Raw genomic sequence first — 13,124 nt, 5'->3', positions numbered from 1 at the left:
ACCTCCGCGGAGTCGCGATGAAAGCCGCGCGTCAGCAGCAGATAGTCGAACTACTCAACCAGCATCACACCTTAACCACCGAAGCGTTGTCCCATCTGCTGCAGGTCAGTATCGAGACTATTCGTCGCGATTTGAGCGAGCTGCAGAAGCAGGGGCGTCTTCAGCGTAGCCACGGGCAGGCGCGCGTTCTCCAGCGTAACAATCACAACGGCGAGAAGCCTTTTCATAGCCGCGTGAAAAGCCATTATGCCCATAAATCTGATATCGCGCGTACGGCGCTGGCGTGGATTGATGAAGGGATGACGATCGCCCTGGATGCCAGCTCAACCTGCTGGTTTCTGGCGCGTCAGCTACCGAATATGACCCTGACGGTGTTTACCAATAGCCATCCGGTCTGCGTAGAGCTGGGCCGCCGTGAGCGGATCCAGCTGATCAGCGCCGGGGGGCAGCTCCTGCGTCAGTATGGTTATTACGTTAATCCGGCGCTGTTCTCTCAGGTCAAATCGCTGGAGATCGATCTGTTTATTTTTTCCTGCGAGGGGATCGATAACGATGGCGTACTCTGGGATTCCAGCGCCAATAATGCCGCCTACAAATCGCTGCTTCTGAAACGGGCGGCACAGTCGCTATTATTAATCGACAAAAGCAAATTTGATCGTTCCGGCGAGGTGCGTATCGGCAATCTCCGCGACGTAACGCAGATTATTTCCGATGCCGGGCCCGATAATCTGTTCTTACCCTCTGTGGCGGGCTCGGGCCGCTAGCGGGCAATCCCCCGGCCGTGCATCCCCTGGTAAATCTTCGCCACCCCGACGAAATACTCAGTCAGGTAATTAATGCATACCTGTACCTTAAGCGGCAGCTTATCTTTCTCGGTATACAGCGCGTATACCGGTCGCGGATCGGACTGGTAGCTCGGCAGCAGGATCTCCAGTTCGCCGCGGTTGATCTCTTCGATCGCCCACATCAGCGGAACGTAAGCCACGCCGACGCCTGCCGTCAGCCAGCGCACCAGCGTCATCGGATCGTTGGTGACGAATCTGCCCTGAGGGATCAGCTTGGTTGAAATCCCTTCCGGAGCGATGATTTCAAATTCGTTATCCGGCCGGACGCTGTATTCCAGCCACGAGTGGCTGGCGAGATCCGCCGGTTTTTCCGGACATCCGGCGTGCTGAAGGTAGCTTTTTGCCGCGCAGAGCACCATCGGCATGGAGCCCAGGCGGCGGGAAAAGAGGCTGGAATCCTGCAGCGCTCCCACGCGAATAACCACATCCAGGCCGTCCGCAATCAGGTCCGGCGCGGGAATGCCTGTGACCAGATTGATTGAGAGACCCGGGTGCTCTTTGAGCATATCGGCGGTTATGCGAGCCAGGACATTCTGTGCCATAGTTGAAGAACAGCCGATGCGCAGCGTACCGATGGGCGTATTGTTAAACGCGTACAGCTGCTCATGGACATCCTGGACTTCGAACAGCATTCGCCGACAGCCTTGATAATATATTTTTCCCGCTTCTGTTAAGCCAAGGCTGCGCGTACTGCGGTTGAGTAGCTTAACCTGCAGTTCATCTTCCAGTTTGGCTACCGTCTGGCTGATGGAAGAAACGCTCATCTGGAGCTGGCGGGCCGCGGCGGTGAATGAACCTAATTCGACCACTCTGGCAAAAACGGACATGCGTTTTAATCGTTCCATTATTCACTCTGGCTTAAAAGTGATTTAGATCACACATTATAGATAAGACCGCAATTGTTACGTTACTATATAGTTAGCTTAATAATAAACGCATCGCGCATATCACCTGTACGCTTCTTATCAAGGTCATCATGAGTCTGTTTCCTGTCATTGTGATTTTCGGCTTGTCGTTTCCGCCGATCTTCTTTGAATTGCTATTGTCGCTAGCCATCTTCTGGCTGGTGCACCGCCTGCTGGTTCCAACGGGCATCTATGATTTTGTCTGGCACCCGGCACTGTTTAATACCGCGCTATATTGCTGCCTGTTTTATCTGATATCACGTTTGTTCGTTTGAGGTTGATGTGAAAACACTAACAAGAAATATCCTCCGTACCGCAATCACTGTGATACTGGTTATCCTTGCATTTATGGCGATTTTTCGCGCATGGGTGTATTACACCGCCTCGCCCTGGACGCGCGATGCGCGTTTTAGTGCGGATATTGTGGCCATCGCTCCCGATGTCTCCGGCCTGATTTCGCAGGTGAATATCAAGGATAACCAACTGGTTAAGAAAGACCAGGTTTTGTTCGTCATTGACCAGCCGCGTTACCAGAAGGCGTTAGCCGAGGCTGAAGCCGATGTCTCCTACTATCAGACTCTGGCGCAGGAGAAACGCGTCGAAGCCGGCCGTCGTAACCGCCTTGGCGTCCAGGCCATGTCCCGGGAAGAGATAGACCAGGCGAATAACGTTCTGCAAACCGTTGAGCATCAATTAGCCAAAGCGACGGCAAGTCGCGACCTGGCGAAGCTTGACCTTGAACGTACGGTGATTCGCGCCCCGGCCGACGGCTGGGTGACCAACCTGAACGTTTACCGCGGCGAGTTTATCACCCGAGGCTCCACCGCGGTTGCGCTGGTGAAGCAGAATACCTTCTACGTTATGGCCTATCTTGAAGAGACCAAGCTTGAGGGCGTGCGCCCCGGTTTTCGTGCTGAAATTACCCCGCTGGGAAGCGTACACACCCTCAGGGGCACCGTCGACAGCATTGCTGCAGGCGTCACCAATGCCAGCAGCAGCAGCGATTCAAAAGGGCTAGCCTCTATTGATTCTAACCTTGAATGGGTACGTCTGGCGCAGCGGGTGCCGGTACGTATTCGCCTCGATCAACAGCAGGGCAATCTCTGGCCTGCGGGGACCACCGCGACGGTGGTGATTACCGGTAAAGAGGATCGCGATACTCGCCAGGCAAACTTCTTCCAGAAACTGGCGATGCGCCTGCGTGAGTTCGGTTAATCGCCATGGGGATCTTCACCATCGAACTCCGGCATCTCCGCTTCGCCGTTAAGTTAGCCTGCGCGGTGGTGCTGGCGTTATTCGTCGGTTTTCATTTTCAGCTGGAAACGCCGCGCTGGGCGGTGCTTACCGCCGCCATCGTTGCTGCCGGCCCGGCGTTTGCCGCAGGCGGGGAGCCTTACTCCGGGGCGATCCGCTATCGCGGGATGCTGCGTATCGCCGGCACCTTTATCGGCTGTATCGCCGCGCTGGCGATCATCATCCTGATGATCCGCGCCCCGCTGCTGATGGTGCTGGTATGCTGCCTGTGGGCCGGATTCTGCACCTGGATCTCCTCGCTGGTGCGGGTTGAGAACTCCTATGCCTGGGGCCTGGCGGGCTATACCGCGCTTATCATTATTATCACTATTCATGAAGAGCCGATGCTGGCGCCGCAGTTCGCCGTTGAGCGATGCAGTGAGATTGTCATCGGTATCGTCAGCGCCATTGTGGCCGACCTGCTGTTTTCTCCGCGTTCGATTAAAAAAGAGATCGACCTTGAACTGGATAATCTGCTGATCGATCACTATCGCCTGATGCAGCTTTGCGTGGCGCATGGTGATAAAGATGACGTCGATAAGGCCTGGAGCGCGCTGGTGCGTCGTACCAACGGGCTTGAAGGGATGCGCGGCAACTTGATCATGGAGTCCTCGCGCTGGGCAAAAGTGAATCAGCGGCTGAAGGCGATCAATACCCTCTCTCTGACCTTAATTACTCAGGCCTGTGAAACCTATTTGATTCAGAATACACGCCCTGAGATGGTGACGGATGATTACCGCGAGCTGTTTGCTGAACCGGTCGAGACCGTGCAGGACGTGCACCGCCAGCTAAAGCGGATGCGCCGCTTCTTGACCTGGAAGGGAGAGCACAATACGCCGGTGACGATCTACAGCTGGGTAGGCGCTGCGACGCGCTATCTGCTTTTGAAGCGGGGCGTGGTCGGCAATACCAAAATCAGCCGTATTGAAGAGGAAGTGCTGCAAGGCGAAGTGGTGGTGAAGGCGGAATCCGCCGAGCGGCACCATGCGATGGTCAACTTTTGGCGTACGTCTATCTCCTGTATCCTCGGTACGCTGTTCTGGCTGTGGACCGGCTGGACTTCAGGAAGCGGGGCGATGGTCATGATTGCGGTTGTCACGGCCTTAGCGATGCGTTTACCTAATCCGCGGATGGTAGCTATCGATTTCCTCTACGGCACGCTGGCGGCGTTACCGCTGGGGGCGCTGTTTTTCCTCGTGATTATGCCCGCGACGCAGCAAAGTATGCTGCTGCTGTGTATCAGCCTGGCGGTGATGGCCTTTTTTATCGGCATCGAGGTACAAAAGCGGCGGCTCGGTTCGCTGGGGGCGCTGGCCAGCACCATTAATATTCTGGTGCTCGACAATCCGATGAAGTTTGAATTCAACCAGTTTCTTGATAGTGCCCTGGGCCAGATTGTCGGATGCTTCCTTGCGCTGATGGTGATCCTGCTGGTGCGTGATAATTCGCAGGCCCGCACCGGCCGCGTGCTGCTCAACCAGTTTGTCTCGGCGGCGGTATCATCGCTGACCACCAATATGGCGCGACGTAAAGAGAACCACTTGCCGGCCCTGTATCGTCAGCTCTTTTTGTTGCTGAATAAATTCCCTGGCGATATCGCCCGCTTTCGTCTGGCGCTGACCCTGATTATCGCGCATCAGCGTCTGCGCGATGCGCCGGTACCGATAAATGACGATCTGTCGGCCTTTCACCGGCAGCTGCGACGTACCGCGGATCGCGTCATTTCAGCCAGTAGTGATGATAAGCGCCGCTACTATTTTGCCCGCTTGCTTGATGAACTGGATATCTACCAGCAAAAATTACAGCACTGGGAAGCCTCTCCGCAGGTGACCGAGCCGGTACGAAGGCTGGTGGAGATGCTGCATAAGTACCAGCATGTGTTAACCAACAGCTAACCGCCAGAACCGACGCCGAAGCGTCGGTTTTTTTATCGCTATACTTAACGCTCAGAGCATGAATTCCGCCGTCAGAGTGGAACTACACGCCGGGATGACCGGGCTATGAAAAGTTGCAGGTGTGGACGGGATGCGGGCAATGACTACCTATACCTTTGATTTTGATGAAATAGCTGAGCAGCAGGATTTTTATCGTGAGTTTTCTCGTACCTTTGCTTTAGCGCGTGAGAAAGTGAATAACCTGGATTCTCTGTGGGAAGCCGTGACCGCCGGGCTGTTACCCTTACCGCTGGAGATTGAGTTTATTCATTTAAGCGATAATCAGCGGCGGCGTTTCGGCGCGTTAATTCTGCTCTTTGATGAGGCGGAAGAGGAGCTGGAAGGGGAGCTGCGTTTTAATGTGCGGCAGTCATAAAAAAGCCCCCGACGGAGCGGGGGCAAGTCGTCGGATAAGACGACGAGGGTTTATTTGTACAGCTCAGCCGTAGCGTGCCAGTTATCGCCGGTACGGGCTTCAATAATACGGTAGCTGCTGGCGCCTTCTTTCTCAGCTTTAGCCGCCAGTTCCTGACGCATATCCATCGGCGCGCTGCCTACCTGAGAAACGGAAACGGTGCCCATGTACTGCAGATTTTGCGCCTGTTCGGCGTTCACTTGATTAACGGCGGCGTTTGCGCCGAAAGAGAGAACGGAAGCCAGACCCAGGGATGCGATGATAATTGCGCTTTTCATAATTTTTTCTCCAACCTTAATATTTGCAGCGGCGGGAGGCTTAATGAACCTGGGGCCGCTGGAGAGATTCTGTTTCAGTTAATGACCGACAATCGTTAAATCTTATTTATAAAGTTCAGCCGTTGCGTGCCAGTGGTCACCGGTACGCGCTTCAATAATGCGGTATGAAGAAGCACCTTCTTCTTGTGCTTTTTTGTTCAGCATTTCGTGCATATCCATCGGGGAAGAACTTACCGCGCCGACGGAAACGGTGCCGATTGCCTGACGGCCTTGAGCCTGTTCGCTGTTGATAGAGTCAGCGGCGAAGGCGCCGAAAGACAGAACGGAAAGGATGCTTAATGCTGCTACAGTGGTTTTGATTTTCATGATGTTCACCTCGTCGAATCTTTTTGTTGGGGGTCTTTGTTTCGTGACCCTCATCACAAAATCAAGTATACACTAATCACTGAAAATATTAATACCTTGCTAATTGTTTTTCATGTAAATAATTACAAAGAAATGTCTTTTTTATAACATATAAGAATTAGAAATGTCTTTTCTTCGCCATGCTTGGTCATTATGGCTAATAAAATCATAAGGATAGGTGAATTTGATCTTTTGTGCGCTTAAGCCGGTTTCATCACGTAAATGAATGTATAGAAGCGGAAAAACACACAAAATGTTAAAGAAATGATAATTTTTTGAAGGGATACCCTCCGGCGCTAACCAGAGGGAAGGGCATCAGAGTTCCTGCTCAAACAGGACGAGAATGGCGTCATGCAGCTCTTTAACGGTAAAACCTCTGGCCGGGGTGGTAAAGATAGTGTCATCACCCGCAATGCTGCCGAGAATCCCTTCGGCTTTGCCAAGGGAGTCCAGAAGCCGGGCGATCAGCTGCGCTGCGCCTGGGCTGGTATGAATAACCACGACCGAATCGTTATAATCGATATCCAGCACCAGGTTTTTTAGCGGGCTGGAGGTCGTCGGGACGCCAAGCTCGGCGGGCAGGCAGTAAACCATTTCCATTTTGGCGTTACGCGTGCGTACGGCGCCAAACTTGGTGAGCATACGTGAGACTTTCGATTGGTTGATATTATCGAAGCCTTCCTCTTGCAGGGCCTGAACGATTTCACCTTGAGAGCTGAATTTCTCTTCTTTAAGCAGCGCTTTAAACGCTTTAACCAGTTCTTCTTGTTTTGCCGAACTACGCATAAGTCACCCAATTATGGTGGTAAAAACAACATCATTATGCATAAACATGCATTTTTATGCAAATAATCCGCAGGGGAGAAGCGTAAATAATGTTATGAAGGGCGCATATTTTAGCAAAAAACCCTAATAAGGAACATGCTTTCGTCACGGCGCGCAAATTGCCACAAAAGTAAATGAAATGTTATTAAATGATGTTGTTCTGCTCAATGTGCTGGGTGTATTGTAACCAACAGTCGATCCGGTACTACGCTTTGCTGGATGGTCAGTCTCAGGGAGGAAAATGCGAAGCTGCTGCATCGCTGCGCACGACCACGCATTCTTCAGCCATAATTATTGTAATTGTTCATCTTGTGAATTAAGGTCCAGGCGACGGAGTAACGAAAGACTATTTTAACCATAATAAGGAGTTTAGGATGAAAGTTGCAGTCCTCGGCGCCGCTGGTGGAATTGGCCAGGCGCTTGCCCTACTACTTAAGACCCAACTGCCTTCAGGTTCAGAACTCTCGTTGTACGACATTGCTCCGGTAACCCCGGGCGTGGCGGTTGATCTAAGCCATATCCCTACCGATGTAAAAATCAAAGGTTTTTCCGGCGAAGACGCCACCCCTGCGCTGGAAGGCGCTGATGTGGTGCTGATATCCGCGGGCGTAGCGCGTAAGCCCGGCATGGATCGCTCCGATTTATTCAATGTTAATGCCGGTATTGTGAAAAATCTGGTACAGCAAATCGCCAAAACCTGTCCGCAGGCCTGCGTCGGGGTGATTACCAACCCGGTGAACACCACCGTGGCGATTGCCGCAGAAGTGCTGAAAAAAGCCGGTGTTTACGATAAGAACAAGCTCTTTGGCGTCACAACGCTGGATATTATCCGCTCGAATACCTTTGTTGCCGAACTGAAAGGCAAATCTTCATCAGAGGTTGAGGTTCCGGTGATTGGCGGCCACTCAGGCGTGACTATCCTTCCTTTATTGTCACAAATTCCGGGCGTCAGCTTCAGCGAGCAGGAAGTGGCCGATTTGACTAAGCGCATTCAAAACGCCGGTACTGAAGTTGTGGAAGCAAAAGCCGGTGGCGGCTCAGCAACGCTCTCGATGGGACAGGCCGCCGCGCGATTCGGTCTCTCCTTAGTTCGCGCCATGCAGGGAGAGAAAGGGGTAGTGGAATGCGCCTACGTTGAAGGTGATGGTCAATATGCCCGTTTCTTCTCACAGCCGCTGCTGTTAGGCAAAAATGGCGTAGAGCAGCGTCAGTCTATCGGCACGCTGAGCGCGTTTGAGCAGCAGGCGCTGGAGGGGATGCTGGATACGCTGAAGAAAGATATCGCCCTTGGCGAAGACTTTGTGAATAAATAACGTTTCATGAAAAGAAAAGCCGGAGCCTGGGTTCCGGCTTTTTTATGGCTTTCTCCCACCCCTGAATGACTCAACCTGCTGGTAAATCTGCTAAACTCCCCGCGTCTTGAGCGGTAATAAACGAGGACGTTGTGAAAAAAATCGAAAGAAAGCAGACCAGGGACCACATTACGCAAATGCTCCGTTACGAGATCCTTTCCGGTAGCATGAAACCGGGGGATGAACTCGCGCAGGAGAGTATTGCCGAACAGCTGGGGCTTTCTCGTATGCCGGTTCGGGAAGCGCTACAGGCCCTTGAGCAGGAAGGGTTTCTGGTGCGTTTGCCAAACCGCCATATGCAGGTCGCCAGGCTGGCGCCTGACCACGTCAGCCATATTTTCCGGGCCATTGCGGTGATGGCAACGGAGCTTTTTTCATTGGTACCCGCAGCGGCGGGCGAATCGCTGGTGGCCAGCGCGCGCGCGCTGGGGCATTCCGGTGAGCGAGCGCGAGAGCTGGCGTTCCACGAGACGCTCATTTCTTATATTGATAATCGCTATCTGGAAAAAATTTATCAGCAGTTTTTGGATGGTTATATCGGTTATGTCATTCTGTATCTGAAAGAGGATAATCAGGAGTCGGCGCAAATACTCAGCTCTCTGATGGAGGCTATTCGTCAGGGCGATCGCGCCGAGATCGCGCAGGAAACGCAGCGTTATTTCCTCTCTCTGGCAGAAATAATGCGTCAACACATGAAGGATTGGGAAAGTGCAGAAGCCTCGATTAGGGAAAATTAAGCTTCTTTCAGCGAAAGAGCAGGTCGCGGCAGTATTACGTAAAGCTATACTGTCGCGAGATTTAGTTGAAGGGCAAGAAATTACCCTTGAAGGGATCGCCACCATGGTCGGCGTGTCCAGTATGCCCGTGCGTGAAGCGTTTCAGATACTGGCTGCGGATGGGCTGATTAAAGTCCGGCCCAATAAAGGGGCGGTCGTGCTGGGAATTAACGAACAAACGATCCGCGAGCATTATGAGATTCGCGCGCTGCTGGAGAGTGAAGCAGTCGCTAAAGCGTGTCGTCCCGGGACGGACATTTCGCGCATTGCCGAAGTGCATTACTCTGCGGAAAAAGCGCTGGCGGAAAATAACTCAGCTGAATATTCAGACCTGAACCAGGCGTTTCATATGGAGATATGGAACGCGGCGGGAAATGGCAAAATGAAGCTGCTGCTCAGCAATATGTGGAACGGGCTTTCGATGGGGCATAAGGTCACTGAGGAAGAGTACGCGATCATTTCCATCCGCGAGCACAAGGGGATTTTACAGGCCCTGGAGCAGCATAATGAAGCGTTGGCGCGCCAGCGAATGCGCGAGCATATTATCCGTTCGATGGAGAACATGCTAACGCGCTACGTCGAAGAACCCTCCGCTTGATCGCATCGCCTGTAGGACCGCTGCAGGCGCCTTACTTATTCATTTCATAAATAAGTTTCGATAAGTGACTGCTTTCGCAAGATTTTGATAAAGATCTCAATCCTGAAGCTTTCGAAAAAAACGCGTTGACTTACTCTTTGTATGGGAATAATTTCCCTCCCGTCAATATTGGATACAATATCATATATCATTGATGGGATAACTATAAATATGGAACCGATTACCATTACCCTATGTTTGCTGGTGTTTGCTATCGCCATGTTCGTGTGGGAAAAAATCCCCCTCGCGGTCACATCTATGGTGGTTTGCGTCGCGCTGGTGCTTACCGGCGTGCTCAATCTCAAGCAGGCTTTCGCCGGCTTTATCGACACCAACGTTATTCTCTTCGTCGCCATGTTTATCGTCGGCGGGGCGCTATTTGAAACCGGGATGGCGAATAAGGTGGGGGGCGTGATTACGCGCTTCGCGAAAACGGAAAAACAGCTGATTTTTACCATTATGGTCGTGGTTGGCGTGATGTCCGGTTTTCTCTCCAATACCGGTACCGCAGCCGTACTGATCCCGGTCGTTATCGGCGTGGCGGCGAAATCAGGCTTTGCCCGTTCCCGGTTGCTGATGCCGCTGGTTTTTGCCGCCGCGCTCGGCGGTAACCTGTCGTTGATTGGCGCGCCGGGCAACCTGATTGCGCAGTCAGCTTTGCAGAATATTGGCAGCGGTTTTGGCTTTTTTGAATATGCCAAAGTCGGTTTACCGATGCTGATTTGCGGCGTTATTTACTTCCTGACCATCGGCTATAAATTCCTGCCCAATCACCCGAACAGCGGTGCAGTTGGCAGCATCGGTGAACAGCGCGATTACAGCCACGTTCCGCGCTGGAAGCAGATCCTCTCTTTGGTTGTTCTGATCGCCACGATCCTCGGCATGATTTTCGAAAAGCAGACCGGTGTGAGTCTGGCGGTAGCAGGCTGTATCGGCGCGCTGGTGCTGGTGGTTACCGGCGTACTTACAGAAAAGCAGGCCTATAAAGCCATTGATTCTCAGACCATTTTTATCTTCGGCGGCACGCTGGCGCTGGCGAAAGCGCTGGAAATGACCGGGGCGGGAAAACTGGTGGCGGATCACGTGATTGGCATGCTGGGACAAAACTCTTCGCCGTTTATGCTGCTGGTGGTGGTCTTTGCGCTGTCCATCATTATGACTAACTTCATGTCCAACACCGCGACCGTCGCGCTGTTAGTACCGGTGAGCCTGTCGATTGCCGCGGGCATGAGCGCCGATCCTCGTGCGGTGCTAATGGCGACGGTTATCGGCAGTTCTTGCGCCTACGCTACGCCAATCGGTATGCCTGCCAACATGATGGTGCTGTCGGCAGGTGGCTATAAGTTTGTCGACTACGCCAAATCCGGCATCCCTCTGATTATCGTTTCCACCATTGTCAGCCTGATTCTGCTGCCAATCCTTTTCCCTTTTCATCCGTAATGAACGGAAGCTGTCCTGACTAAGGAGCCTGTATGAGCAAAAGTGAACAGATATCCCATATGACCAATGTGATGGCCAAATTTGTGGGGTATACCGGCAAAGTCTTACCTGATGACGTCACTGCAAAACTGGAAGATTTGCATAAAAAAGAGACCAGTAAACTGGCTGACGTCATCTTTACGACCATGATTGAGAACCAGCGTCTGGCAAAGGAGCTGGATCGCCCTTCCTGCCAGGATACCGGCGTGATTCAGTTTCTGGTGGAGTGCGGGGCGAACTTCCCGCTGATCGGCGAGCTGGAAGCGCTGCTGCGTGAAGCGGTGATTAAAGCGACCGTGGATTCCCCGCTGCGCCACAACAGCGTTGAGACTTTTGATGAATACAATACCGGCAAAAACGTGGGTAAAGGCACGCCGACGGTGTTCTGGGAGATTGTCCCCAATTCTGACCAGTGCAGCATTTATACCTATATGGCTGGCGGCGGCTGTTCCCTGCCGGGGAAAGCGATGGTGCTGATGCCGGGCGCGGGTTATGAAGGCGTTACCCGCTTTGTTCTCGACGTGATGACCAGCTACGGTTTGAACGCGTGTCCGCCGCTGCTGGTCGGCGTGGGCGTGGCGACCTCCGTTGAAACGGCGGCGCTGCTGTCGAAAAAAGCGCTGATGCGTCCGATCGGTTCGCATAATGAAAATGAACGTGCGGCCTCGCTGGAAAAAATGCTGGAAGACGGTATTAACAAAATTGGCCTTGGGCCGCAGGGGATGTCCGGTAATACCTCCGTTATGGGCGTGAATATTGAAAACACCGCGCGTCATCCTTCCACCATTGGGGTGGCGGTGAACGTGGGCTGCTGGTCGCACCGGAAAGGGCATATCGTTTTTGATAAAGACTTGAACTACACCATTATGTCTCACAGCGGAGTGAATTTCTGATGACGAAAAAAATCCTTACTACGCCAATTAAAGATGAAGATTTAGCCGATATTAAGGCTGGCGATATTATTTATCTCAATGGCCATATTGTTACCTGTCGTGATGTGGCGCACCGTCGCTTAATTGAAGGTGGCCGTGAATTACCCGTTGATGTTAGCGGCGGCGCTATTTTACACGCCGGGCCTATTGTCCGTCCGATTAAAGGCGAAGACGATAAGTTTGAAATGGTCTCCGTCGGACCAACGACCAGCATGCGCATGGAAAAATTCGAAAAAGAATTTATTGCAAAGACCGGCGTGAAATTAATTGTTGGTAAAGGCGGTATGGGGAAGGGCACTGAAGAGGGCTGCGCGGAGCATAAAGCGCTGCACTGCGTATTCCCGGCCGGCTGCGCGGTAGTGGCTGCGGTGTGCGTGGAAGAAATTGAAGATGCGCAGTGGCGCGATCTGGGTATGCCGGAAACGCTGTGGGTATGTCGGGTGAAAGAGTTTGGCCCGTTAATTGTTTCTATTGATACTCATGGTAATAACCTGTTTGAACAGAACAAAGTTATTTTCAATCAGCGTAAAGAGATTGTCGCTGATGAAATATGCCAGAACGTAAGCTTTATCAAATAATCTGGATGATATCATTCGCACGATAATGATGGCGTGATGTTTATGACGATAATAAACAGGGGCTCTGACCGGGCGGTCCAGGGAAATCCACCCTTATTATTTTCGTTATATACCCAAAAGATTTCGAGTTGCTTTGAGGCGACAAGGGAGAGACAAATTCGTCTGGAACGAATTTGAACAGCCAAAGGCTGCCTCTGGTGAGGGACATGGATGTCCCTCATTACATCCCCGGGAGCTTACGCAAGTAAGTGACTGGGGGAACGAACGTAGCCAACAAAGAAGCAATTTGAAAGATGACGGGGATAAATAACATCATTATCGTGCCTCCTGCCTGAAGGCTATTTTATGACTGATGCAGCACTGCTATTAGGTGAAGGCTTCACCCTGATGTTCCTCGGCATGGGGTTCGTGCTGGCGTTTCTGTTTCTGCTGATTTTCGCCATCCGCGGCATGTCCGCCGCCGTCAACCG

General features: G+C 52.3%; 16 protein-coding genes. 12 read left to right on the top strand and 4 right to left on the bottom strand.

Annotated features, from left to right (window positions below):
* The first annotated feature begins 17 nt into the window (after positions 1-17).
* The gene (fucR, locus tag ACESQ2_RS27215; protein ID WP_025108485.1) at positions 18-764 is read left to right on the top strand and encodes an L-fucose operon activator; all 747 of its coding nucleotides are present in this window, start codon (positions 18-20) and stop codon (positions 762-764) included.
* On the opposite strand, the gene aaeR is transcribed toward fucR, so the two are convergent.
* The gene (gene aaeR / locus ACESQ2_RS27210; RefSeq protein WP_004854659.1) at positions 761-1,690 is read right to left on the bottom strand and encodes an HTH-type transcriptional activator AaeR; all 930 of its coding nucleotides are present in this window, start codon (positions 1,688-1,690) and stop codon (positions 761-763) included. The genes fucR and aaeR overlap by 4 nt on opposite strands.
* Before the next feature lie 131 nt (positions 1,691-1,821).
* Between aaeR and aaeX the strand changes: the two genes are divergently transcribed.
* From aaeX to ACESQ2_RS27190, 4 genes are all read left to right on the top strand, one after another.
* Positions 1,822-2,025: a p-hydroxybenzoic acid efflux pump operon protein AaeX gene (aaeX, locus tag ACESQ2_RS27205; RefSeq protein WP_002918640.1), complete on the top strand. Its 204-nt coding sequence runs from the start codon at positions 1,822-1,824 to the stop codon at positions 2,023-2,025.
* A 7-nt stretch (positions 2,026-2,032) separates the two neighbouring features.
* Positions 2,033-2,965 (top strand): p-hydroxybenzoic acid efflux pump subunit AaeA, encoded by a 933-nt coding sequence (gene aaeA / locus ACESQ2_RS27200; protein WP_004854657.1) that lies wholly within the window; start codon positions 2,033-2,035, stop codon positions 2,963-2,965.
* A 5-nt stretch (positions 2,966-2,970) separates the two neighbouring features.
* Positions 2,971-4,938: a p-hydroxybenzoic acid efflux pump subunit AaeB gene (gene aaeB, locus ACESQ2_RS27195; RefSeq protein ID WP_014227012.1), complete on the top strand. Its 1,968-nt coding sequence runs from the start codon at positions 2,971-2,973 to the stop codon at positions 4,936-4,938.
* Positions 4,939-5,077: 139 nt separating this feature from the next.
* Positions 5,078-5,353: a barstar family protein gene (locus ACESQ2_RS27190; protein WP_004854654.1), complete on the top strand. Its 276-nt coding sequence runs from the start codon at positions 5,078-5,080 to the stop codon at positions 5,351-5,353.
* A gap of 50 nt (positions 5,354-5,403) precedes the next feature.
* Here ACESQ2_RS27190 and yhcN-B read toward each other — a convergent pair whose 3' ends face one another.
* From yhcN-B to argR, 3 genes are all read right to left on the bottom strand, one after another.
* A complete protein-coding gene (gene yhcN-B / locus ACESQ2_RS27185) occupies positions 5,404-5,670 on the bottom strand; it encodes a DUF1471 family stress response protein YhcN-B (RefSeq protein ID WP_209420328.1) in 267 nt (88 codons plus the stop codon).
* Positions 5,671-5,772: 102 nt separating this feature from the next.
* A complete protein-coding gene (gene yhcN / locus ACESQ2_RS27180; protein ID WP_004106226.1) occupies positions 5,773-6,036 on the bottom strand; it encodes a peroxide/acid stress response protein YhcN in 264 nt (87 codons plus the stop codon).
* A 354-nt stretch (positions 6,037-6,390) separates the two neighbouring features.
* Positions 6,391-6,861 carry a transcriptional regulator ArgR gene (gene argR / locus ACESQ2_RS27175; protein ID WP_004106225.1) on the bottom strand — a complete coding sequence of 157 codons (471 nt, stop codon included), beginning with the start codon at positions 6,859-6,861 and terminating at the stop codon, positions 6,391-6,393.
* A 413-nt stretch (positions 6,862-7,274) separates the two neighbouring features.
* Here argR and mdh point away from each other — a divergent pair, with 413 nt between their 5' ends.
* The 7 genes from mdh to ACESQ2_RS27140 form a co-directional block, all read left to right on the top strand.
* Complete coding sequence (gene mdh, locus ACESQ2_RS27170; RefSeq protein ID WP_014227011.1) at positions 7,275-8,213, top strand: malate dehydrogenase; 939 nt, start codon at positions 7,275-7,277, stop codon at positions 8,211-8,213.
* A gap of 131 nt (positions 8,214-8,344) precedes the next feature.
* Positions 8,345-8,989 carry a GntR family transcriptional regulator gene (locus ACESQ2_RS27165; protein WP_047722868.1) on the top strand — a complete coding sequence of 215 codons (645 nt, stop codon included), beginning with the start codon at positions 8,345-8,347 and terminating at the stop codon, positions 8,987-8,989.
* Positions 8,961-9,626, top strand: a complete 666-nt coding sequence (locus tag ACESQ2_RS27160) for a GntR family transcriptional regulator (protein WP_014227009.1) — start codon at positions 8,961-8,963, stop codon at positions 9,624-9,626. The genes ACESQ2_RS27165 and ACESQ2_RS27160 overlap by 29 nt, the downstream gene beginning before the upstream one ends.
* Positions 9,627-9,836: 210 nt before the next feature.
* Positions 9,837-11,105 (top strand): SLC13 family permease, encoded by a 1,269-nt coding sequence (locus ACESQ2_RS27155; protein ID WP_049103528.1) that lies wholly within the window; start codon positions 9,837-9,839, stop codon positions 11,103-11,105.
* 32 nt (positions 11,106-11,137) lie between these two features.
* Positions 11,138-12,037 (top strand): L(+)-tartrate dehydratase subunit alpha, encoded by a 900-nt coding sequence (gene ttdA / locus ACESQ2_RS27150; RefSeq protein WP_014227007.1) that lies wholly within the window; start codon positions 11,138-11,140, stop codon positions 12,035-12,037.
* Positions 12,037-12,654: a L(+)-tartrate dehydratase subunit beta gene (gene ttdB, locus ACESQ2_RS27145; RefSeq protein ID WP_014227006.1), complete on the top strand. Its 618-nt coding sequence runs from the start codon at positions 12,037-12,039 to the stop codon at positions 12,652-12,654. Before ttdA ends, ttdB begins: the two co-directional genes overlap by 1 nt.
* A gap of 345 nt (positions 12,655-12,999) precedes the next feature.
* On the top strand, positions 13,000-13,124 hold a 125-nt coding region (locus ACESQ2_RS27140), incomplete at its 3' end, for an OadG family transporter subunit (RefSeq protein ID WP_170873326.1).

The organism is Klebsiella sp. Q11 (genome assembly GCF_964241505.1).
GTDB classification, from domain to species: Bacteria; Pseudomonadota; Gammaproteobacteria; order Enterobacterales; family Enterobacteriaceae; genus Klebsiella; species Klebsiella michiganensis.
Note: the sequence above shows the minus strand (reverse complement) of the source record. Positions and strands in the feature narration are given on the sequence as shown.